Origin of the sequence: Pseudoalteromonas sp. S8-8 (assembly GCF_000497875.1) — a bacterium.
In the GTDB taxonomy this organism is placed as follows: Bacteria; Pseudomonadota; Gammaproteobacteria; order Enterobacterales; family Alteromonadaceae; genus Pseudoalteromonas; species Pseudoalteromonas arctica.
In genome coordinates, this window is record NZ_AUTR01000024.1 from 1 (window position 1) to 23,448 (window position 23,448).

Below are 23,448 nucleotides of genomic sequence, written 5' to 3' on the forward strand. Positions count from 1 at the left end.
TCTACTCGAATTAAATTGTAGGCTAGCAATATACCCCATAGCTCTTGATTGACTCCATCCACAGTCTGACTACGCAAAAGAATACTATCCTCAAGCATCTGGTGTTTTATTTCTCCATAGCTATTTTCAATTTCCCAGCGCTCGAAATAGACATCAAGAATGGCCTGTGCACCAAAAGCCTGTTTATCATCCAAAGAGCACAGCAGACCTTTTATTTTTCCAGGCCCCATTGGCTCAGGATAAAGAACCAGTCTGGCCTGCCAGCACTCAGGAAGCGAAGGGTCTTGTTTTCTGGCATGCGCAGATACACTCATCTCTACTTTGAAGTCATGCTCAGAGTAAGATTCAATGACGGTGTATTGCGTGTTGCTTTTAATCGGGACCATCCAGTGCGACTGTGGGTGTTGCTTACGCCAATTAATCAGTAGCTCAGCGCTGAGATAACATCGGTCAAAAATAGTTAGACTGTTATCACTTACATGACCAAATAACTGCTTTGCGTAGTTCACCTCACCTTGATAACTGGGCCCGAAGGCAACGTGGTGTATCAACCGGCTACGCAAGGAGCTTAAGGCGCATAGGCGTACAATAGGATATTCTGTATGACGGTTTTTACTGTGCTTAATATAGTGAAAGTGCTCAGCAAGAGCAGGTGTATCAGGTGCACGAAATTGCGTTCCATCAACAGAAAATAACCGGAGTCCATACCACGTATCATCAGCATCTTCTTCTTGTGTCCAACGGGCTGCACATAGGTGAAATAAGGCTTGGAGGGGGTCGCTACTCAGGCGCTGTCTCGCTTGAGGAATAGCACTTGGAGCAACCGTATCGCCCAGGGTATCAGTGAGTGTTAAATCTAACTTCTCAACAACGTCACTAATAGAGCGGTCGCGAAAAAGACCCATTGCAATGATAAGCCAGACGACAAGCTCAGCAGGTAACTTACGTTTGCGAATACTTGCTTTATCGGTCTGCTCGAGCACATTAGAAATCCACTCAAGAGGGATATGTTTCTGAAATGTAGATAAAGAGTCAGGAGTGGCGAATATATCCGTATCAAGTAACCAATGACTAAGCATAAAAATACCCTCATAATCAAAAGATGATAAGGGTATTGTGAAGCAACCAAAAGATCAGTCAACCGATCAAAAATACCTTAACTGATCGGTGTTAGCCTTAGGGCCGTTTTTTTGTGTCTGTAATAAAATCACTGACTATAAAGCTGCTCATTTAGCGGTTAGCTTGTTAAAATAAAAAAAACGATATTTAAAGCAAGGCAATATGGCATTTACAACAACCTACACACTAGATAAACCTTACTTTTACGAGTGCTTTGATGAGTCACTCCCCTACAGTAAGCGCGCCAAACCTAAGTACTTTTTACTTGTACTCCTCGTTGCGCTTGGTTTATTTGGCATTTATGTTTTAAACGATCATTACTTAGGATCGTTTATGATCATGCTAGGTGTACTAGAGTGCGTCGCTTTTTACTATCGCAGACCTTGGTGGGTAACCAGACAAATGCTCAGCAGAGCGTCAGGCTCAGAGGTAACACTTACCTTTGATGAAGAAGGCATTAAATCGGCTAATCATTACAAAAGCTTTCAGCTAACTTGGCAAGACATAAGCGAAGTAATAGATACTCAGCAAGGTATTATTATTAAAAATAAAAGCGGCATGCAGTACATTTCAAAACAAATACTAACCCCAGAAACACTCGCTTTTATAAACAAAAAAGCCACTCAGTGAGTGGCTTTTAGTCTAGTTGAGTTAATTACTCAACTACGTATACGTGTTGATTAAGCATTGCCCGGATTAGGGTTCGACTTTTCAGCTTGTATGCGCATGTAAATCTCTTCACGATGCACTGATACGTCTTTTGGTGCATTAACACCGATTCGAACTTGATTTCCTTTAACACCTAGAACAGTAACTGTTACTTCGTCACCAATCATTAGGGTTTCACCTACTCTACGAGTTAGTATTAGCATTCTCTTGCTCCCATGTTCCAATAAAAATTATAAGATTCCGCTTAAACATACTAATGAAAATTAGACTGAAAAGTAAGTAAAAACTCGCAATCTATCCATTTTCTGTTAAAAATGCCTTGTGTAATGCACGAACAGCCAACTCTAAGTACTTTTCATCTATTAAAACTGAAATTTTAATCTCTGAAGTCGAGACTAAAACCACATTAATATTTTCCTGTGCTAATGCATCAAAAAATAAACTAGCGACACCAGAATGTGATTTCATACCCATGCCAACAGCAGAAACTTTAGCTACTGCTTGCAATCCGCTTATATTTTGAGCACTGAGCTGAGCTTGATCTTCACTCAATAATTCAAGTGCTTGCAGATAATCATTCGAGTGCACAGTAAAAGCATAGTCTATTTTTTCAAAGTTATGATTAACTTGATTAATCATATCTATTTCGATGCCATTTTCGGCAAAAAGTTTCAATATTTTTGAAAGATATTGCGTACCCGTTGGCACACCTTGTACCTTAATTAAACATTCGTCACGATTAAACGCAATCCCCGATACAACCTTGCTTGGCATATCGTTCTCCTCAAAACTTATTAATGTACCTTCATCGGGATTAAAGCTCGAAAGCACCCTAAGTGGCACATTATGTTTTCCTGCGGCTTCTACTGAGCGAATATGCAAAACTTTCGCCCCTAAACTTGCCAGCTCTAGCATTTCGGCAAAGGTAACTTGGCTCATTCTGCGCGCGTTAGGTTCAACACGAGGATCTGTAGTATATACGCCGTCAACGTCTGTATAGATCTGGCATTCGTCAGCTTTTATAGCCGCAGCTATTTCTACAGCCGATGTATCGGTGCCGCCGCGTCCAAGCGTTGTAATATTGCCCTCAACGTCACGCCCCTGAAAGCCAGCAATAATAGCAATACGGTTATGCTCAAGCTCATGCTTTAAACGTGTAGCGGCAACGTCTTCAATACGGGCTTTACCAAACATGTTGTCGGTTAGAATATTGACTTGATCGGCTAATAAGCTTACAGCTGAATGACCACGTTTGATAATAGCCATAGCAAGCAGTGATACAGAAACCTGCTCTCCAGTGCTAATAAGTACATCTAGTTCACGGCTACTCGGGCGAGTATCAATTTGTTTGGCGAGGTTAATTAAGCGGTTGGTTTCTCCCGACATAGCAGAGAGAACCACAACCACTTGATGTCCTTGTTGTCTGGTTTTAACAACAAGGTCGGCGACTGCTTCAATTCGCTCTATTGAGCCGACCGAAGTGCCACCGAATTTTTGAACAATAAGCGCCACTTAGGCTTAAGTACGCTCAGTTAACCAAGCTGTAACGCTATCTAGTGCAGCAGCAAGATTTTGTGGCTCACTACCACCAGCTTGTGCCATATCTGGACGACCGCCACCTTTACCACCTACTTGACCTGCCATATGGTTAACTAACTCACCGGCTTTTACTTTGCCTGTTAAGTCTTTCGTTACACCGGCAATTAGGCTTACTTTGTCGCCACTAGCAACACCCAGTGCAATAACACCTGAGCCAATCTTGTTTTTAAGGTCATCAACCATACCGCGAAGCGCTTTAGATTCAGTACCTTCAACGTTTGCTACAAGTAGCTTAACGCCATTAATTTCAACAATCGAATCAAGTAAAGACGCGCCCGCTGCACTTGCTAGCTTATCGCTAAGCTGTGCAATTTGCTTTTCAAGGCCTTTAGATTTTTCAAGCAACGCAGTTACTTTTTCAAGTACCGATGCGCTATCGCCTTTAACTAAAGCTGCAACATCGCTAAGTTGTTGCTCTTGCTCGCTAACGTACGCTACAGCATCTGCACCGGTTACGGCTTCAATACGGCGAACACCTGCGGCAATACCACTTTCAGATACAATTTTGAATAAACCAATATCGCCAGCGCGCTCAACGTGAGTACCACCACAAAGCTCAATAGAGTAGTCGCCAATAGTAACTACACGTACTTCGTCATCGTACTTTTCGCCAAACAATGCCATAGCACCTTTCGCTTTAGCATCATCAATAGCCATAAGCTCAGTGTTAAGTGCAAAGTTACGACGAATTTCGTCATTAACTACACGCTCAATTTCACGTAGCTCATCTTTAGTAACTGCTTCAAAATGCGAAAAGTCAAAACGTAAACGATCTGGCTGAACAAGTGAGCCTTTTTGGCCTACATGGTCACCTAATAGTTGGCGTAGTGCTTCGTGTAAAATATGCGTAGCTGTGTGGTTTTTCTTAATGTTGTCGCGGCGCGTATCATCAATAGTTGCGTCAACTTTGTCATTAACACCAATACGGCCTTGTACAGTACCGTGGTGAGCAAAAGCATTACCAAGCTTAGTGGTATTAGTAACATTAAATTCGCCACCAGCAACTGTAATAGTACCCGTGTCACCCGTTTGACCGCCTGATTCAGCGTAAAACGGTGTGCGGTCTAGTACTACAATACCTTGTTGACCATCTTCTAATAACTGAACAGCTTCGCCACCGGCAAAAATTTCAATAACGGTCGCGCTGTAATGTGTGCTGTCGTAACCTTTAAAGTCAGTGTGTTTATCTGATTTTAATTGGTCATTGTAATCTGCACCAAATTTACCTGCTTGCTGCGCTGTTTTACGTTGTACAGCCATACACTCTTCAAAGCCTTGATGATCAATTGTCATCTGGCGCTCACGCGCAACATCGGCCGTTAAATCAGCTGGGAAACCATACGTATCATAAAGTTTAAATACTAAGTCGCCCGGTATAATATCGCCTTTAAGGTCGCTTAAGCTTTCTTCTAAAATAGCTAAGCCACGCTCAAGTGTTTTACCAAACTGTTCTTCTTCAATGCGTAATACTTTTTCAATAATTTCTTGTTGCTTAGCAAGCTCAGGGTACGCTTGACCCATTTGCTCAATTAGCGCAGCAACTAATTTATAGAAAAACGAACCTTGTGCACCTAATTTGTTACCGTGGCGCACAGCACGACGAATAATACGGCGCAGTACATAACCACGGCCTTCGTTAGATGGCATAACACCATCTGAGATTAAAAACGCACACGAACGAATATGATCGGCCACTACGCGTAGTGACTTGTCGTCCATGTCTTGTGCATTAGTAACACTTGCAGCAGCAGCAATTAAGCCTTGGAATAAATCGATTTCGTAGTTTGAATGCACGCCCTGCAAAATAGCAGAAATACGCTCAAGGCCCATTCCCGTATCAACAGATTGCTTAGGTAGAGGCAACATTGTACCGTCGCTTTGACGGTTGTATTGCATAAATACAAGGTTCCAAATTTCGATGAAACGGTCGCCGTCTTCCTCAGGAGAGCCCGGAGGCCCGCCCCAAATATGCTCGCCGTGATCATAAAATATTTCAGAACACGGACCACACGGGCCAGTATCGCCCATAGACCAAAAGTTGTCTGAGGTCGCAATACGAATAATGCGGTCTTCAGGTAAGCCAATTTCGTTAGCCCAGTAACCAAACGCTTCTTCATCATCATGATAAATAGTTACTAAAAGTTTTTCTTTAGGTAGGCTTACTACCTCAGTTAAAAACTCCCATGCAAACTTAATCGCGTCTTGCTTAAAGTAATCACCAAAGCTGAAGTTACCTAACATTTCAAAAAATGTATGGTGGCGAGCAGTGTAGCCTACGTTTTCTAAATCGTTATGCTTACCGCCAGCACGTACACAGCGCTGCGAGCTTGTCGCACGTGTATAAGGGCGGCTTTCTGCGCCTAAAAATACATCTTTAAATTGCACCATGCCGGCATTGTTAAATAACAACGTGGCATCGTTACCCGGTATAAGCGAGCTAGAAGGTACTATTTGATGTTGCTTGCTGGCAAAAAAGTCTAAAAACTGTTGCCTAATTTGTGCGGTAGTCATGTGCTGCATTTGAAAGTCTCACCTGTATTTACTGTGCTTGCATTGCAAAATTAATTTCATCGTAGCTAAAACCCCGATACATTAAGTAGCGCACGCGCTTAGCTTTATCTTTGTAATCGAGATCGGCCGGTGTATTCGAATATTTTTTATTGTACGCATCCTGCGCAAGCTCAAACCAATCTACTTCAAGCTCTTCAACTACCAATTCAAGTAGCGAACGATCAATCCCTTTGCCCATAGCTTCGCTTTGTATTCGCTTAAGCCCGTGGCATTTAAATATGTGTTTTCTTACAAAGCCTTCACAGTATCGCTGCTCGTTAATAAAATTATGCTTTTCGCACCAATCAAGCAGCGTTTCAATAAACTCTTCTGTAGCTTCTTTTTGCTGTAATTTTAGCGTTAACTCACGACGCGAATATTCTTGGCGCCCTAGTAACCAAAGTACATAGTTTTTTAGTTTTTGCTTTAATTTATCATCCATTAAGCGTCAAAACGCCCGCTTGTTTCACTGCTAAGTGGCTTAACATTAATGTCGTCACTTGGTGGTACAACAGGCATAAAAATGGCTTGATAAGATACAAAAAAGCTAATGTAGCAAATCGGCATTAAAATCAACAGTGGTAAGAACGATAAGAACATCGAAAGCGCCATAAATAATGCGCAAATAAGACCAAAAACGCCAAGTGGCAAAATGTTATGATAAAACACCATTAACGATTTTTTAAGCGCCGTTAAAATACGTGTTTCTTTACTAAAATAAACAAGCGGTACAGCGTAAGCAAACGCCGTTAAATAAATTAGCATTGCCATAAAAAACAAAATTACATTCGCGCCCGAAATACTCTCAAGCATTTGTTCAAGTGCTACGTTTGGATCAAGTCCTGGTTGGCTCATAACAGCCACTGCATCGGCAAATAAGCCATTAGCAAGTAACGCCATTAAAATGCCCGCCCCCATCTGATAAAGTGCTAAACGCAATAACCCTAAACGATTTCCCTTAGCCGTAAATGGCTTGAGAATATCGGCTAGCATAATTTTTCCGCCCTGCTGCTTACTAAGCACCGCTTGGTAAAACCCTGCGGTTAAAAATGGCGTAGCTAGTGCTGCTACTACTTGCAGCAGCGGTAAAAATAAAGACAGCAGCCCTACAATACCAATAAATAAATGCATAAAAATAAAGGTTGCTGGCTGGGTTTTAAAAATAAGCCATCCGGCTTTTAACCACTTTAGCCCTGCATCGGCTTTAAAAATTCGTAATTGTGTAGACATACTTGCTCTTAATTTAAAACGAAACACGCCAAGTATAACTTGGCGTGAGGGGGTATTAATAGACGAAACGTAATTAAATGATTAAGGTTTTTTAATTTTCTTAATATCTAACATATGCGCGCCATGCTTAATTTTTGTTTCTAGGTACGATTTATTACCCGCAACACCCGCTTTAATGTGCGCATGCGTGCCCACAACCGAGTCAACATTAATACCGGCATCTTTTAATGCGTTAAGCTTTTTAGGATTATTGGTCATTAATTTAACGTGGCTTAAATTAAGCGCATTAAGCATTAACACAGCATCCGAAAAGTCACGTAAATCATCAGCAAAGCCTAAATGATTATTAGCTTCGTAGGTGTTCATACCTTGCGATTGTAATACGTAAGCATCAATTTTGTTGTATAAACCAATGCCACGACCTTCTTGGCGTAAATACAATAAAATACCGCCTTGCTCGTGCATCATTTCAATACATTCATTTAGCTGCTCGCCGCAATCACAACGCGATGAGTAAAATACATCACCTGTTAAACACTCTGAATGCATACGAATAAGCGGTACATCTTGCTCTGTATCAGCGTTGTTAAACACCATAGCAATATGTTCTTTACCATCTTTTAAATCAGTAAATGAGATTATTTCTGCAGGGATATCACTATTTCTGCCAACATTAAGCTGGACTCTTGCTCTTACTTGCGCCACGACAAATCCAAATATTTAAATAACTACGACACGACAATAAAGTGATAATATCACAAAATAGGATAAATACACCGTAGTACAAGACTGTTTATGGCAAATATATGGCGACGACAGGCGTTATTTTCAATGATCGTTAAGCAATTAATAACCCGAATATTACAACCTCGCTTGTTTACTTTAATTTACCTAAAATAATGACAAACCTTGATAGTTTTGGTAATTTTATGGGCTAATAAATAATAGGGATTATTATGAAGTACCAACAGCTCGCCATATCGATAGGATTAAGCTTATTAGCCTTTGCTAACTCCACTTTCGCAAACCAAGTAAATAGCATTCAAGTTGTATCTGCAAACGCCGAAGAAACTGACTCAGCATTTGTTGCAGCCAAAGAACAAGCTGAAAAAGAAGCACAACTTGCCTATCAAAAAGGGCTCGCTCTATATGGAGAAAATAGCAATGAAACGGCAAAGCTTGCTATTAACTACGCCAAAGCCATCAATAATTATACTGCAAAGAACATTATGGTTATAGGGAATGGCAATGAAAAGAAACGGTTTGATTTGTATTCACAGGCCCACCGTATTTTAGTTAAAAACTATGGCGAAAACTCAATAGAGACTATGGATACGCTACTAGCCAAAGCCACTCATACCAATAAATCATATATCGCAGTCAAAAACTTTAAGCAACTCATTAAAATCGCTGAATTACAAAATAACCCAGGCCTTGTCGCCAATATGCAATTTGAAGCTGCAGAAACATTACTTTATAGGTTTAGCCATAGCGAATACTCTTTAGTGAAAATATACGCTCAAGATGCAGATAAGTATTACCAAGCCCAGCTACCTGATAATGCAGTAGAGCGTATAAAGTCTGACTTTTTAATGGTTTCATTTGAGAGTGGCCGTAAAGATTACGACAAAGCAACTAAAAGGCTAAACCGTATAGTTGGCTTATTTGATAAATATAAAAATTTAGATCAAAGCTTTGAGCTTAATGCACATGTTGGCTTAGTTCAGCTATATGAAAAACAAGATGAAAGCGATAAAGCGACTAAACACGCCTTAGCCTTTGCTAAAAATACGCACTGGAAAAATACCTCAGAGCAAAATCCACTCTACATAACCGAGCCTATATACCCTCGCGGTGAAACTAAAAGTCATGTAATAGTTATATTAGAGATTACTGTTGATACCCATGGCTTTGTGAAAAATCCTAAGGTTATTAGTTCTGAAGGTTCTAAAGCGTTTGAAAAATCAGCGATAGCCGCTGTTAAACAATGGCGTTACGCTCCAAAGTTTAAAAATGGAAAACCTGTAAATGCAACAACTCAAGCTGAACTGTATTTTGAACGCCTTTAAGTAGTTTTACCATTCAGTCAAAAATTATATTAATAAGAAACTGTTGTAATTACGTCAACCTAGTTTCAATTTAAAAGTTAATAGGGATTATTATGAAACGTCAGCAACTCGCTTTATTTATAGGCTTAAGTTTATCTGCTTTGAGCGCAACAACTTTAAGTACTACAGCACTCGCCAGCCAAGCAAGCGATCCTCAAGCGGTATTTAGCCAAGCATACCAAAGCTATTTAGCAGCAGTTAAAGCAGACAAAAACGTACAACAAACTGCCAAACTTGCTTACACATCAGGTAAAGCCGTTTACGGTAAAAGCGACGACAATACTGCCAACTTAGCTATTAATTACGCTAAAGCAATAAAAGGCTACGGCGATGAGCTAAACGAACAGCGTTTTGCACTTTATAACGAAGCCCATACTATTTTAGCTGCAAACCACGGTAAACTATCAATAGAAACAATTGATGCACTGCTCGGCCAAGCTAACTACACAACATCAGCTTACAAAGCAGCTAACTTTTTAGAACAAGTAATAGATATAGCTAAAACACAAAATAAGCCTAAGTTTGTAGCCGACATGAAACTAGAAGCGGCATCACTGCTTGCTAAAAAGTTTAGCTCTAAAAAATATCGCGAAGCGAAAAACTACCTAGAAGAAGCCGACGAATACTACCGTGAAAATCTACCTAGTAGCTCGGTAGAGCAAATTAAAGCTAACTTTTTAATAGCCGCATTTGCCGAAGGCAGTAAAAAATATAATCAGGCAATTGAGCGCTTAAACAACATAGTTACCGCGTTTGACGATAACTTAAAATACGATCACAGTGCTGAGCTAACCGCTCATTCTAAACTTGTAGGTCTGTACGAAAAACAAGGCAAAAGCGAAGAAGCAACTAAACACTGCCTCGCTATCGCTCAAATGGTGCCATGGAAAGAATCGCAAGAGCAAACACCACTCTATCGTGTTAATCCTAAATACCCAGTGCACAAAGCCAGATTTAGTACCGATGGTAGCGTTATTATGGAGTTTGAGGTAGACGCAGCTGGCTTTGTAAAAAACCCAAAAGTACTTAGCTCTGAAGGCGGCAGCGCATTTGAAAAGTCAGCCAAAGCAGCGCTTGAGCAATGGCGTTACGCGCCAAAGTTTGAAAATGGCAAACCCGTTAGCGCTATTTCTCAGGTACAGCTCGACTTTAAAATTAACCGCCACTAAAAGCGGCTCATTAAAAAAGGCGCTTTATGCGCCTTTTTTAATACCAACTAATACAAATTCTACGTAGTTAAAATTCGTAACTTACGCTAATACCGCCATCGGCTCTTTTTTCGTTGCTATCGCTTGCTTTACCATAGCCCACATCTAGCTCTAATCTAAAACCAGCGCTGTTCAATCCATTAAAGTTATAGCTGTAAGTAAGCCCTATGCCGTTTGTTGTTTCTTCATCAAAAATTCCGCCAATTACACAACCTAGCGTATTAGCAAAGTCAGTTGCTACATCATTAGTTGAACTTTCACACTCTTGGTCTGTATCTCTTGCACCAATAGCGCCCACAAGCGCGCCAAAAGCATGTTTTTTATTATCGCTAACTGCTTGTTCAAAACCGGCTGAAAAACCATCATCAAGGCCTAGTTTATAATTTGCATACCAGCGTTGTGTGTCGTCGTTAGCCGACAAAGACACTTCAGGAATAACTAAATAAGGATAGCCACCCCCAATCGAAAAACTAACATCGTTAGCAAAAGTAGAACAAGAAGCGATAGATAAAGTGAGTAGTAATATTTTTTTTTCATAAAGTTCCCTTTGAGTAAGTATAAAATGTACTTACTTTAGGAACATCATGCAATACGACAAAAAGCTCGTTAAATTTAGCTTTAGTAATAAAATAGGGATTAAATTTTAGCGAGTATTTTGTCGCTAGCCGCTTCAATTAAATCGAGCACATTTTCAAAGCCATCATCGCCGCCGTAATAAGGATCGGGAATAGCGCTTTGGGCTTGCTCGCCATATTCTAAAAATAGCGCCAGCTTATAGCGTAAATGCTCAGGGCATTGCGCTGTTAAATCAGCTAAATTTTGTGTATCGGCCGCTAAAATTAAATCAAATTCAGTAAAATCGCTTGTGCGTACTTTACGTGAATAAATACCTTTAAAACTATAACCGCGCTTCTCCCCTGCTGCCATTGAGCGACTATCAGGCGTTTTACCTTCGTGGTAACCAATAGTCCCTGCCGAATCAACTTTAACGTTAACGCCTAGTTTTTTAGCACGGGCTTTTAATACCGCCTCTGCGGTTGGCGAGCGGCAAATATTACCTAAACAAACTATGAGTACTTTTTTCATTAAGGCTCCTCTAACTAATTTAAAAACCTAAGCTTTAAAACTGTTTTAAAATACTTGCGTCGTAATCTTCAACGTTAAGCGTTACGTTATGTTGCGCTGCAACAGATTCAAGCTCAGCTTGTTTAATGGCTAAATCGTCCATAGTGATTAGGTTATCGTCTAACTGCCACAATAACCGAGAGCCCGCGTAGCTATAGTGAATCGCTAATAACGCATCGGCATTACCTTCACGGCCAGCGGCTTTTAACTTAGCCATTTTACGGGTTATTTTATTAAGTGCTTTTTTAAGCTCCCACACATAAACAACTTCTGTCATAAACGTATGTGTACGATATTTATGAAGTAACCACGCAAGCCCAACGCTAGTAATAGCAACGCCTATTAAGTTCCAATGAAAGTGGCTACCACTTTCATCAGGAAATAAAGCAATCAGCGTTTGCGATATAGCCAAGCTGCCTACCGCCAAACCAATACCACATCCTGCAATAACACGGTTTAAATGTTTACGGTAACGCGCTTTATTTATTTCAATGAGTTGCATAACAGCCTAAAAAGTTAAGTTTTAATATTTGCGAATGGCTATTGTAACTAAACCCCACATTTTTTATAAAATTATTTCACCCCTTTTTGATTTGCCACCCGTTATAGCTTTGAAAACACCCTAATTGTAGTGGTCAATAAAATTTGGAGCGGCTTATGCACACACTTGAAGTACCTAACAACCCAGTATTTATTAAAACATCGACTGCCGTTATCGGCGGCGCCGCGATGACCTTTGCAGCTTTTGCGTTTATGCAATATTTAATAAGTGGCGAGCAACGCGCACCGGTAAAACCAGGGGACGATATTATAGTAGAAATTTTTAAGGCGCCTGAGGATTCAAAGCTAAGGCATATACAAAAAATACAGCCGCCACCGCCAATGCCTAAAGTGCCGCAAAAAGCTCCACCGCTTGATACATCAGCCGATCCTGTGCTGGCAATTAGCGACTTTACGCCGATTACAATTGACGATTTTGGTGGCGACATTAACAACACCATTAATCGCCCAACGGGAGATGCAACACCCATTGTGCGCATTAGCCCTAAATACCCAACAACAGCAGCGCGCGATGGTATTGAAGGTTGGGTGCAACTAAGCTTTAGTATTTCGCCAACGGGGGAGGTAATCGACCCAGTAGTTATTAACGCCGAGCCAAAACGTACCTTTGACCGCGAAGCAATAAGAGCCATTAAACGCTGGAAATATCGCCCCAAAGTAATTGAAGGTGTGGCACAATTACAAACAGGTCAAACTGTACAGCTCGATTTTAAATTAGATAACTCTATTTAACGGACTAAACGCCTATGCTACTAAGTATTAAGTCATGGTTATTTGAAACGCCAAGCAAGGACTGCATGGCAAGTTACGCAAAAAGTGGCGACAATCGTTACTTAGAGCAGCTTATCGCCCTCTACAGTAACGACTTATACCACTACCTTGTTACGCAATCTAATACGCATTTAGCATACGACGTAAGTCAACAAACATGGCTAAAAGTAATCGAAAAGCGCCACCTTTACCAAGCACAAACCACACCCAAAGCGTGGTTATTTAAACTTGCCCGCAACACACTCATTGACGAATACCGCAGGCAACAACACTTTGTAGAGTTTGACGAAAACACGTATTTACCCGCAAAGCAAAGTGAGCAAAGCGATACAAATATAAGTTACGAAGCATTCGACGCCGCACTTAAACAACTGAGTTTTGTACAACGCGAAGCCATTACATTACAACAAGAAGGCTTTTCGCTCACCGACATAGAACTTATAACGCAAAGCAGCCTCGAGACCATTAAAACAAGGCTGCGCTATGCCAAGCAAAACCTTAAACGTTTATTAGGAGCAAACAATGAACAAGCCTGATGAGCCGTTTGATCAAAAGCTCACACAACATTACAAAGAGCGAAAAGCGCGCACTACACTTACAAGTGATCAGCAAAAAGTGCTACTTAATAAAGCCACGCACACTAAGCCTAAAAAAATCGGCTTTACGCTACAGCTAATCAGCCTAGCCTGCGCACTGGGTGTGTTTGCATTTATTGTGTTTGATAATAACAACATAATAAATACAGAGCCCAAAACCGTGCTTAACAGCGTACTTAAGACTATAGACATTCACGACTATTCAATTATTAAAACACACGAAATAAATCCATCCGGCAGCTACGCAAGCTCTATTACAGAGCAAAAACACGCACTCGACAGCCAATTCGCTAATGATTTACGCCGCCACCAACAACGCCACATAGAATACGGCACTCTAGTGAAGGTAGATAACGACTGGTATATAGTCAGCTGTAATGACGAGGTGCTAGTGCAAATTAAGCATTCGCTGTTGAGTGATTTAAAAGGTAAACACGCGGTAGAAAGTAATATAAATACGGGTGATATGCTCGCTATGGCACATAACGGTAAGGGGCAGATTATTGCGCTTAAACATGCGGGAATTGGGGTTAAGGTGTGTAGAGGTTAATGAACTGTTTGCGACTAAGCAAAAATAACCCCCAAAGGTTTAAAAGTCATTCAACTATTAGACAATAACTTTAAAGATTAACAGAGAAAATTTACCAGTCAGAACTTATTTAGGAAGCCAACTTAGCGCAATTAGCGTTTAAATAGTCACTAAAAATATATTTTCATCCTGAGTGGGAGCACTGCTTTAGGAAACTATTTTTCCACTCTTTAAGTGCTTTCTTAGTGTCTTCAGTTTCTATTCTTATATTTCTGGGGGGTTGTGAAGTCCAGCCATGTTTGCGCGGCGTTGAGGTTCCATCAGGGTATATCAATTTGTATTCAAATGGAGGTGGAGACAACCTCATCTCACTGTAACTTTCGACTGCACTCTTGTTTAAAGCCACAACTTTATCAGAGCTGTAATCCCATATAACTATATTATCACCTACGTTACTAATAATATGACCACACATATTATCTTCACGATTTTTAATTATTATCTTATATTTGGCTAACTCAATCTTAGATGAAATAGACTTTAAGTGATAACCGTAAGCCGCATATGACACTAACATCAAAATCACTATAGTTAGAGCGTTTACAAATAGCATATTAGTTTCTTTTTCATACCCAGTATGCTTATCACTATAAACTATTCCCTTGGTACGATCTTTTTCCTCTAATAGATGAAAAATATCCTTTGTAGCTTTAATTATTGATAGAGTCAGTAGAATAAGTGTTAGTGAAAAAGGGAGACCGCTAGATACTATAGTGAAATTATAAATGTCAGTATTTGATAAATAATCAAAAGCAAAAACGCCCCAATTATTAAAGTAAATCACTGTCCAGAAATAACAAAATATAGTGTAGATAAAGAAGGTAATTGTAGAAATAACCCCCAAATTTTTAGTGGTTAAATCTATAAACCTTATATTTTTATTATCTTTCATCTAATCAGTTCGGGTTGATTTTATATATTTAGCCTACCTAAGAGATTCCTTTTGGTCAAACGCAGAGTAATACCCAGATTAAAGCAGTGCTTGCTCGGTTGTTATTTATAATACTGCCAAGAATAAATTGAGTCCGAGGGTCTAACCTTATTAGCTAAGAAATGTAATATGACTTTGGCCTTAAGGCTATGCATAGATTTCGGGCTAAAGCCCGACGCGCCAGCAAGCTAGGCGCCTACAGTAAACACTACATATAACTAGCTTTGTGTGTGCTCATTGTATTGGAGATCCGTTGGGTTTCGTGTCACTCAACCCAACCTATGCAGCTATAAACATGAGCCTAGCGCTAAATAAATCACTGTTAATGATTACGGCTTTAAAAGTCGCTTTTCTGGATTGTTTAAGTACTTTAAGCCAATGGTAACTATGCGTGTATGCACCATTGTTATAACGCGTATTTGCACATTACCAATAACAACAATATCGCCTTTACTGACTTCTCCTGAAAGCTTTTGGTTGATCACTTCTTCCAAGCTTATCTCTTCTGGGGCGTCTATTTGCATGTGATAAGAGTAAAATATATCGCCTACCAACGTTACCCCTTTCACTTTAAGTTCGTTGTGCGCTAAATGGCTATCTTGATGGTTTGTTTTATCGGTTGCTGTAAAAACTAAATCAACAAAAGGTCTGTTATCAGGTTTTAAAACAACAAATAAGTGATCGTTTGGTTTTAACTTAGTTGAGCCTCGTGGCGGTATGATTGACGGACCCCGTGTGATCATAGCAACAACTACACTCTCAGGAAGTGCGGCATGTGACAAGCTGCGCCCAGAAACCCGAGAAACGTCACTTAAGGTGTATTCTACAATTTCTATATCAATATCGTTTAGTGCTGTAATTTCGAGCGTTGCAGCGGCTAGGTCGGGCGGCGGCTCTACTAAATTTAGTTTTTTAGCCATCCAAGGCATTGTTGAGCCCTGTAACGTGGCTGAAATTAACACCACGAAAAAAACAACATTAAAAATAAGTTCAGCCCCTGAAAGGCCAAATAGTAATGGGAATATAGCTAAAATAATGGGTACTGAGCCTCTAAGGCCAACCCAAGATACAAATAAGGTTTCGCGATTATTAAAGCCAAACAGTTTTAAAATAGGCGCTACAGCTAATGGGCGAGCAACAAAAATGAGTGCCAGTGCAATAAGCAGTCCTTCTAACCATACATCAACCAACGACGATGGGTTTATAAGGAGTCCTAATACAACAAACATGGTTATTTGCCCAAGCCATGCTAAGCCGTCATGAAACAGAAAAATACCGCGTTTATATACAAATTTACTGTTACCTAAAATCACGCCTGTTATAAATACAGCTAAAAACCCACTGCCGCCGAGCGTTGCAGAAAGGCCAAAAGAAAGCAGTCCAAATGCGGTTACCATCACTAAATACAAACCCGATGCATTTAGTTTAATTCGATTAATAAACCAAACCGATACCTTACCAATTAAAAGACCACAAATAGCGCCAACACCCATTTGTTGAGCAAATAACTGTAGTAAATCCAGCCCTATTGGCATTTCGTTAACGAGCATTTCTAACAAACCAACTGTTAGAAAAATAGCCATTGGATCGTTCGATGCACTTTCTATTTCAAGGGTAGATTTAAGCTTTTTGTTTAAGTGAATACCCGCACTTCGTAAAAGCGCAAACACTGCTGCAGCATCTGTAGAGCCAACAATAGCGCCCAGTAAAACACCTTGTAATATGGGCAGGTCTAAAATATAAGTGGCCACAAGGCCTGTAATTACAGCGGTAAATAACACCCCGACGGTTGCTAAAGCAGACGCGGGTTTCCACACTTGTTTAATTGAACTGGTAGGCGTTTGTAAACCGCCATCAAATAGAATAATGGCAAGCGCAAGAGTACCTAAAGCATGTGCGGCCTCTGCATTGTCGAATGAAATACCTGCAATACCGTCTTCACCTGCGAGCATACCTACAAGTAAAAATAGCACCAGTACAGGTAAGCCAACGCGTGCAGATAACTTGCTCGAGATCACTCCTAGTAAAATTAATATGGCACTAACGAGAATGATATTATCAATTGCAAACATAGTGTGGATTTACAGCCTTATATGAGTTGAAAAGTAAGAATTGCCAGCTATCAAAAAGCTTAAAGCTCATGCTATACAATAACCTAAAAAATATAAATACGGGTACTTAAGTCTATAATTAAATAGTTTTTCTAATAATTATAGAGCCTTTGAGTTTGATATTGCTTGGCTCTATATTAATTAGCTTTATTTATTTTGAAAACAAAAAAGCCTGCGATTAAGCAGGCTTTTGAGTATTTAAATAATCAAATTTTATAAAACAATAATGCTTGTTACTAAGTACGCTAAAAACGTAAGGCCACCACCAAATAAGGCATACGGTAGCTGTGTTTTAACGTGGGTGAGTAAGTCACACCCCGATGCAATAGCCGATACAGCGCTGGTGTCGGATATAGGCGAGCAATGATCGCCAAATATACCACCACCCAAAATAGCACCTACAACAAGCGATGGCGGTAAACCTAGCGCTTGAATAAGTGGCACACCAATTGGGATTAATATAGCAAACGTACCCCACGATGTACCTGTAGTAAACGACATAACTGCGCCGGTTAAAAACAGCACCGGTACTATTAGGTAAATAGGTAAGTAGTCACCAACAAGTGACGCTACAAATACGCCAGTACCAAGCTCTTTTAAGCTTGCGCCAAGTGTAAGCGAAAGCAGTACAATAGCGACCAATGGCATTAATTCGCCCATACCTTTAAAACCGGTATCAACTAATTGATGGTGCGTAAATTTACGAGAACCAATCATTAAAAAGTAAGCGACAACAATGGCTAAAACCGTTGCGTACAATACTGACTTAGAGCCACTACCCTCTGCCAACACACCATTACCGGTGTAATACATAAAGCCAACCATGCTGGTAATTAGCGTAATAAGCGGGATTAGCATGTAACGCGCTTTAGAGGCTTTTATTTCATCTTTTAAGTCGGTTGTTTGAAGCTCTAGTTTTTCTTCGGCTTCTTTCATTGGGCCATGCACTTTATCAAACGCGATTGTGTAAAAAACAATAACAAGGGTAATTATGGCGTAAAAGTTATACCCTACGCTGCCCCACAATACCGATACAGCCGACTCACCTAGCTCGTAGTTACCTAACAAACCAAGTACAAATGCACCCCAGCCGTTAAGTAGTATTAAAATACACACTGGCGCACTGGTGCTGTCAATAATGTAAGCTAGACGCGCTCGGCTCATTTTAAATTTGTCGAATAAGCCTCGCGATAAAATACCCGAGGTAAGTACGCTCAGGTTAGATTCTATAAACACCGCAATACCGGTAAACATGGTTAAAAAGCCCACTTGGCGCTTACTTTTTGCAATGCCTTTGTTCATTAGCATATTAACAGTTGCTGCAACGCCGCCAGATTCGCGAATGTAGGCAAGCAGTGCACCAATTAAAATACTAAATATTAATATGCGTGTATTACCTGGCGAGCTGGCAACCGAAATAATACGTTCAATGGTATTTAAAAAAGTGTCAAACAAGCTATTACCTTCGCCCTGAAAGGCGAGTAAAAACTCAGAAGAAGCAACAGCAACAAGTAGCGCCATAATCACTTCTTTTCGCCAAAACACGATAGCAATCGCAATTAGCGGCGGTAAAATAGAATACCAATGCATAAAAAGTTAACCTTAATTATTAGCGAGTAAACCTCGCTTTGTACGCGTTTTAACGCTTATTTGTTAAGCCTAACAACATAAACCGGCTTAGTTTTATAGACCGCTTAGCTTAATGGATTGGCTTACTCAAGTCACCTGTAAATAAATCACTTAAGGTGGCACGGTTAGTACGTTTTAACCTATACGATAGCTTATTGATTTAGTAACGCTTCATAAATAAGCGACACCACCGATCCGTACTGTGCGGTTTCAAATTGTTTACCTGTAAATTCGTAACGTTTTAGCGAGCCTTTAATTGCACTATGGCGAGCATTAGTAAGTAAAACAATAGCCAAGTCGTAAGCGGGGTCGATTACGGTCACTGTACCCGTCCAACCTGTGTGGCCATAAGCCTGCGCGCTTGCATAAGGGCCAAAGTGCCAGCGCCTTGCTTGATTATTACCAGCAAACCTAAAGCCAAGCCCGTAAGTTTCGTCGCTGCTTTGCGGCGTTAAAAATTGCGCTAAGGCGCTTGTACTAAATAATTGTTGGTCGCCGTAGCCACCATTATTTAGTAATAGCTGGCAAAGCACGGCTAAGTCGTGAGCATTACTAAATAATCCTGCATGCCCTGCTACGCCATCAAGAGAATAGTAAGCGCGCTCATCGTGCACTTGTCCTTGTAAAACCCCAGTTCGAACATTATCAAACTTAATGCGCCCGTCTCGTGTGTTGCCGCTAAGCTCAGTGGCTGCAAATTGCTGTGGCTTAAAGCCTTTTTTAAGTGGATTAAATAACGTGTTAGTTAATTTTAGTGGCGCATACACTTGCTGCTCTAGGTATTCGTCAAGGGGCTGCCCTGTAATGCGCTCAATTAGTACGCCTAAAATCATGTAATCAATATCTGAGTAAACATGCTGCCCAGATGATTTACTACTAAAAGGCACGCTGGTAAGTAATAGCTGTTTGGTGGTTTTACTGTTTTGCGAATAAAACGCGTCGCCATTGCTGCCATCTTTACGGTGAAAGTCAAATACTGGCGGGTATCCGGCGCTGTGAGTGAGTAAGTCTTTTACTGTGCGCTTTGCTCGCCCTTCGCCTTTATATTCGCTTAGGTAGCTTTGCACGGGTTTATTAATATTTAACAGCCCTTCGCTTACTAATTTCATAAGTGCAAAGTTGGTGGCAAATATTTTGGTGTTTGAGGCAAGATCAAACAAGGTATTAGTTTGCATGGGCTCTGGACGAAGTAGCATTAAATCACTTTGCTGATATTGCTTTGCATCGCCATAGGCGGTTAATTTTATTAGCTCACCATTTTTAACAACGGCCAACACAGCCCCAGGAAAACCCGCTTTTATATCGCGTTCGATTAATGTATCTACTTCACTAAAATCTACGTGCTTTATTGGCTCATCGCTTAAAGTAGAAAATGCAAAACGTAGCGTTAAACTTGCACCAACAGGAAGAATATTTTCAACTTTAAAAGTATTAACACCATTGTGAGTATTTTTTGCCAAACTGTAATTGTATAGAGTGTTGGCGCTCAGTTGGCTAACGTCGAGCTTTTGATTATTAATATAAATATCGGCGCTTTGTGCGTTGTGGTTTTGTATTAATAATTGCCCGCGCCCTTTGTAAGCTTTAAACGTTCCTCGGTTATTTACATAAAACCGGCTACTTGGATTTACCTCAGGAAACGTTACAACCACTTGTGCATTAGGCAGCTCTACAAGTTGGCTCTTTGTAAGTGGTAGCACCGAGCGAATAGGCTCAGGTGGTGTACTACAACCCACAACAATAAGGCTTAACGCTGCTATAAATACTTTTTTTATATAACCACACCTTTGATTTTTTAAAGCAATAAACATGCTTAGCCCTTATTTATATAGCAAGTAAGGCGCTCTTTGCGCTTTAAATTGCGCAAGCCCCGCCTGCCAGCTTTGTTTTATTTTCGCTTCTGATTGCCCTGCTTCAATAGCTAAGCGCAATTTATTAGTACCCGCTAGTTTATCCATAAAGTCAGCGCGCTCAAAAAACGAGATGTTGCTTTTACTAAGCTCCGTGTACGCATTTATTAAGTAAGTTAAATTTAGGCCTGTGGTGTTTGCTTGTCTTAAATCGAGCCCTTGTACGGTTTGGTTTTTAAATTTAGGGTTTAAAGCAGCCCCTTTAATTGCACGCGGTGTAAAATTAAAATCACCTAATGCAACTGGCGAATAGCCAATTACTTGAAATGCAAAGTCGGTGCCTCTACCAATACTGATAGGTGTTGCTTCAAAAAAGCAAAGTGATGGGTAAAGTGCAATGGCTTGATCGTTAGGTAAATTAGGGCTGGGTTTTACAGGCAAGCTGTATGTACTTTTGCGAGTGTAATGATCAACAGGGATCACCGTTAATTTTAAATCGGGCGCTTTATTGATCCAGCCCTCGCCCTTGATCATTTTGGCAAGTTCGCCAACGGTCATACCGTGTAAAACAGGTATTGGGTGCATGCCTACAAACGATTTAAATTCTGGCTCTAATATTGGCCCATCAACGTAGGCAATATTTGGGTTGGGTCTGTCGAGTACTAAAAATTCTATCCCCTGCTCTGCAGCGGCTTCCATCATGTAGTGCATAGAGCTTATGTAAGTATAAAAACGCACTCCGACATCTTGAATATCAAAAATAATCACATCAACATCAGCTAAAGCAGCTCGGCTTGGTTTTTTATTTTTACCGTAAATAGAAATAAGCGGAATACCGGTTTTGCTATCAACGGCATTTTTTACATGCGCGCCCGCATCGTGATCGCCGCGAAAGCCATGCTCAGGTGCAAAAATTTTAGTTATGTTTATGCTTTTAGCCAGCAGAGCATCTACTAAGTGAGTTTGCCCTATAATTGATGTTTGATTGACTACTAGCCCTACACGTTTATTTTTTAACTGCGGTAAATATTTAGCATATTGCTGCGCACCTACCACAAGTGAGTTATTGGCTTTGTTGGCTTGTGCGCTGGAAATAAAAATAGCGCTAAAAATAAAAAATAACGTAATAAATAGGGCTTTAAACATACTGCAATATCCTTTTAAACAAGGCGTTTAAAATAACATAGGTAATATTAAAGAGCAGCTTTAGAAAAGGTTAAGTGGGCTTAGATATAGTGATTAGAAGCTGGCGCTTCTCACGCGAGCAAGCTCAGCGTCTACAACGAATAAATAAAACTCGGAGTTTAGATTTAAAGATTAGAGCTAGTTTCACTTGAAAATACCACCTCTCATTTTAAGCTTAAAGACCGTATTTAACCTTCTTAGAGCTAAACGCTTCTAGTTATTTAATTTCTTGGTCAATGAACCACTTAAAGATCTATTCCACAAAGAGAAGCAAAAGAGAAGTAAATGAGAAGACATAAGCCCGGGTTTATTAGTTTAGCTTAGCTTTATTACTACCTCTAAAAGCGCAGCGCCTCTTAACCTCTTCGTGAATAAATTACTTATTTCTGGCGTTGCCAATGAATAAAATCTTATAAATTATACTTTGAGGGGGGAATAGAAGCTGTCGCTTCCCACGCGAGCAAGCTCAGCGTCTACAACGGATAAATAAACTCGGAGTTTGGATTTAAAGATTAGGGTTGGTTTTACTTGTAGGCGTGCAGCTTGCTGACGCGACGAGCAAAGCTCGTAAATGTATTGTGCTGTGAGTTTATTCAATTAGAAGCTGGCGCTTCTCACGCGAGCAAGCTCAGCGTCTACAACGAATGAATAAACTCGGAGTTTGAATTTAAGGATTAGGGTTGGTCTTACTTGTAGGCGTGCAGCTTGCTGACGCGACGAGCGAAGCTCGTAAATAAAGTATCAGTTATATCAGTGGTAAGTAATTAGAAGCTAGCGCTTCTCACGCGAGCAAGCTCAGCGTCTACAACGGATGAATAAAACTCGGAGTTTAGATTTAAAGATTAGAGCTGTTTCTACTTATAGGCTTGCAGCTTGCTGACGCGACGAGCAAAGCTCGTAAATAAAGCATCAGTTATATCTGTGGTAAGTAATTAGAAGCTAGCGCTTCTCACGCGAGCAAGCTCAGCGTCTACAACGAATGAATAAGCTCGGAGTTTAGATTTAAAGATTAGGGCTGGTTTTACTTGTAGGCGTGCAGCTTGCTGACGCGACGAGCAAAGCTCGTAAATAAAGTATCAGTAATTAGAAGCTAGCGCTTCTCACGCGAGCAAGCTCAGCGTCTACAACGGATAAATAAACTCGGAGTTTAGATTTAAAGATTAGGGCTGGTTTTACTTGTAGGCGTGCAGCTTGCTGACGCGATGAGCAACGCTCGTAAATAAAGTATCAGTGATTAGAAGCTTCCGCTTCTCACGCGAGCAAGCTCTGCGGCTACAGGAGTGGTAGTATACATTTCACTTTATTTCAGGCACAAAAAAACCGACTTAATGTCGGCTTGTTTATGAAAGTGGTGGGCGCAGGAGGATTCGAACCTCCGACCGCTCGGTTCGTAGCCGAGTACTCTATCCAGCTGAGCTATGCACCCACTTTCATAGATTGCTTATTTAAACTCTAAGCAGAGCGTATAAATTCAGACATAAAAAAACCGATTTCCATCGGTTTATTTTTCTTACACTTAAAAGTGTATGAAAACATGAAAGTGGTGGGCGCAGGAGGATTCGAACCTCCGACCGCTCGGTTCGTAGCCGAGTACTCTATCCAGCTGAGCTATGCACC

Annotated in this window: 21 protein-coding genes and 1 tRNA gene; 6 read left to right on the plus strand and 16 right to left on the minus strand. The window is 40.5% G+C overall.

The annotated features are described in order from the left end of the window. Positions 1–1,079 (minus strand): IS4 family transposase (locus L659_RS0107190; RefSeq protein ID WP_024589926.1); only part of this gene is annotated, 1,079 nt, incomplete at its 3' end. Positions 1,080–1,281: 202 nt separating this feature from the next. Here L659_RS0107190 and L659_RS0107195 point away from each other — a divergent pair. Next, complete coding sequence (locus tag L659_RS0107195; protein WP_007583811.1) at positions 1,282–1,749, plus strand: YcxB family protein; 468 nt, start codon at positions 1,282–1,284, stop codon at positions 1,747–1,749. Positions 1,750–1,799: 50 nt separating this feature from the next. On the opposite strand, the gene csrA is transcribed toward L659_RS0107195, so the two are convergent. The 6 genes from csrA to L659_RS0107225 form a co-directional block, all read right to left on the minus strand. Next, positions 1,800–1,991, minus strand: a complete 192-nt coding sequence (gene csrA, locus L659_RS0107200; protein WP_004587515.1) for a carbon storage regulator CsrA — start codon at positions 1,989–1,991, stop codon at positions 1,800–1,802. 91 nt (positions 1,992–2,082) lie between these two features. Next, positions 2,083–3,300 (minus strand): aspartate kinase, encoded by a 1,218-nt coding sequence (locus L659_RS0107205; RefSeq protein WP_024590081.1) that lies wholly within the window; start codon positions 3,298–3,300, stop codon positions 2,083–2,085. 6 nt (positions 3,301–3,306) lie between these two features. Next, a complete protein-coding gene (gene alaS, locus L659_RS0107210) occupies positions 3,307–5,907 on the minus strand; it encodes an alanine--tRNA ligase (protein WP_024590082.1) in 2,601 nt (866 codons plus the stop codon). Between the two features lie 19 nt (positions 5,908–5,926). Then, positions 5,927–6,379, minus strand: coding sequence for a regulatory protein RecX (locus L659_RS0107215; protein ID WP_007583805.1), 453 nt, complete (start codon positions 6,377–6,379; stop codon positions 5,927–5,929). Continuing rightward, positions 6,379–7,167, minus strand: a complete 789-nt coding sequence (locus tag L659_RS0107220; protein WP_007378958.1) for a BPSS1780 family membrane protein — start codon at positions 7,165–7,167, stop codon at positions 6,379–6,381. Before L659_RS0107220 ends, L659_RS0107215 begins: the two co-directional genes overlap by 1 nt. 81 nt (positions 7,168–7,248) lie before the next feature. Beyond that, positions 7,249–7,872, minus strand: a complete 624-nt coding sequence (locus L659_RS0107225) for a GTP cyclohydrolase II (RefSeq protein WP_007583803.1) — start codon at positions 7,870–7,872, stop codon at positions 7,249–7,251. Between the two features lie 251 nt (positions 7,873–8,123). Here L659_RS0107225 and L659_RS0107230 point away from each other — a divergent pair, with 251 nt between their 5' ends. Then, a complete protein-coding gene (locus L659_RS0107230) occupies positions 8,124–9,236 on the plus strand; it encodes an energy transducer TonB (RefSeq protein WP_024590083.1) in 1,113 nt (370 codons plus the stop codon). Between the two features lie 92 nt (positions 9,237–9,328). Continuing rightward, positions 9,329–10,444 (plus strand): energy transducer TonB, encoded by a 1,116-nt coding sequence (locus tag L659_RS0107235; protein ID WP_024590084.1) that lies wholly within the window; start codon positions 9,329–9,331, stop codon positions 10,442–10,444. 67 nt (positions 10,445–10,511) lie between these two features. Here L659_RS0107235 and L659_RS0107240 read toward each other — a convergent pair whose 3' ends face one another. The 3 genes from L659_RS0107240 to L659_RS0107250 form a co-directional block, all read right to left on the minus strand. Further along, complete coding sequence (locus L659_RS0107240) at positions 10,512–10,904, minus strand: hypothetical protein (RefSeq protein WP_350556268.1); 393 nt, start codon at positions 10,902–10,904, stop codon at positions 10,512–10,514. A gap of 215 nt (positions 10,905–11,119) precedes the next feature. Next, on the minus strand, positions 11,120–11,569 hold the full coding sequence (locus L659_RS0107245; RefSeq protein WP_010555493.1) for a low molecular weight protein-tyrosine-phosphatase: 450 nt from the start codon (positions 11,567–11,569) through the stop codon (positions 11,120–11,122). Between the two features lie 34 nt (positions 11,570–11,603). Then, a complete protein-coding gene (locus L659_RS0107250) occupies positions 11,604–12,110 on the minus strand; it encodes a DUF3087 domain-containing protein (protein WP_007583795.1) in 507 nt (168 codons plus the stop codon). Between the two features lie 155 nt (positions 12,111–12,265). On the opposite strand from L659_RS0107250, the gene L659_RS0107255 reads away from it, so the two are divergent. From L659_RS0107255 to L659_RS0107265, 3 genes are read left to right on the plus strand one after another with little or no spacing between them, the layout of a single operon-like run. Then, entirely contained in the window at positions 12,266–12,901 is a 636-nt protein-coding gene (locus tag L659_RS0107255) for an energy transducer TonB (RefSeq protein WP_024590086.1), read from the plus strand. Positions 12,902–12,915: 14 nt separating this feature from the next. Next, positions 12,916–13,476, plus strand: a complete 561-nt coding sequence (locus L659_RS0107260; protein WP_024590087.1) for a sigma-70 family RNA polymerase sigma factor — start codon at positions 12,916–12,918, stop codon at positions 13,474–13,476. After that, entirely contained in the window at positions 13,463–14,086 is a 624-nt protein-coding gene (locus L659_RS0107265; protein WP_024590088.1) for a hypothetical protein, read from the plus strand. The genes L659_RS0107260 and L659_RS0107265 overlap by 14 nt, the downstream gene beginning before the upstream one ends. Positions 14,087–14,249: 163 nt before the next feature. Here L659_RS0107265 and L659_RS0107270 read toward each other — a convergent pair whose 3' ends face one another. The 6 genes from L659_RS0107270 to L659_RS0107295 form a co-directional block, all read right to left on the minus strand. Further along, positions 14,250–15,017: a hypothetical protein gene (locus tag L659_RS0107270; RefSeq protein WP_024590089.1), complete on the minus strand. Its 768-nt coding sequence runs from the start codon at positions 15,015–15,017 to the stop codon at positions 14,250–14,252. A gap of 368 nt (positions 15,018–15,385) precedes the next feature. Next, on the minus strand, positions 15,386–17,128 hold the full coding sequence (locus L659_RS0107275; protein WP_024590090.1) for a potassium/proton antiporter: 1,743 nt from the start codon (positions 17,126–17,128) through the stop codon (positions 15,386–15,388). 252 nt (positions 17,129–17,380) lie between these two features. Then, the gene (locus L659_RS0107280; protein ID WP_007583783.1) at positions 17,381–18,757 is read right to left on the minus strand and encodes a Na+/H+ antiporter NhaC family protein; all 1,377 of its coding nucleotides are present in this window, start codon (positions 18,755–18,757) and stop codon (positions 17,381–17,383) included. A gap of 191 nt (positions 18,758–18,948) precedes the next feature. Next, positions 18,949–20,607 (minus strand): penicillin binding protein PBP4B, encoded by a 1,659-nt coding sequence (gene pbp4b, locus L659_RS0107285; protein WP_024590091.1) that lies wholly within the window; start codon positions 20,605–20,607, stop codon positions 18,949–18,951. A 9-nt stretch (positions 20,608–20,616) separates the two neighbouring features. Then, entirely contained in the window at positions 20,617–21,792 is a 1,176-nt protein-coding gene (locus L659_RS0107290) for an exo-beta-N-acetylmuramidase NamZ family protein (protein WP_024590092.1), read from the minus strand. A 1,388-nt stretch (positions 21,793–23,180) separates the two neighbouring features. After that, positions 23,181–23,257 (minus strand) — tRNA-Arg (locus L659_RS0107295). Positions 23,258–23,448 lie beyond the last annotated feature (191 nt).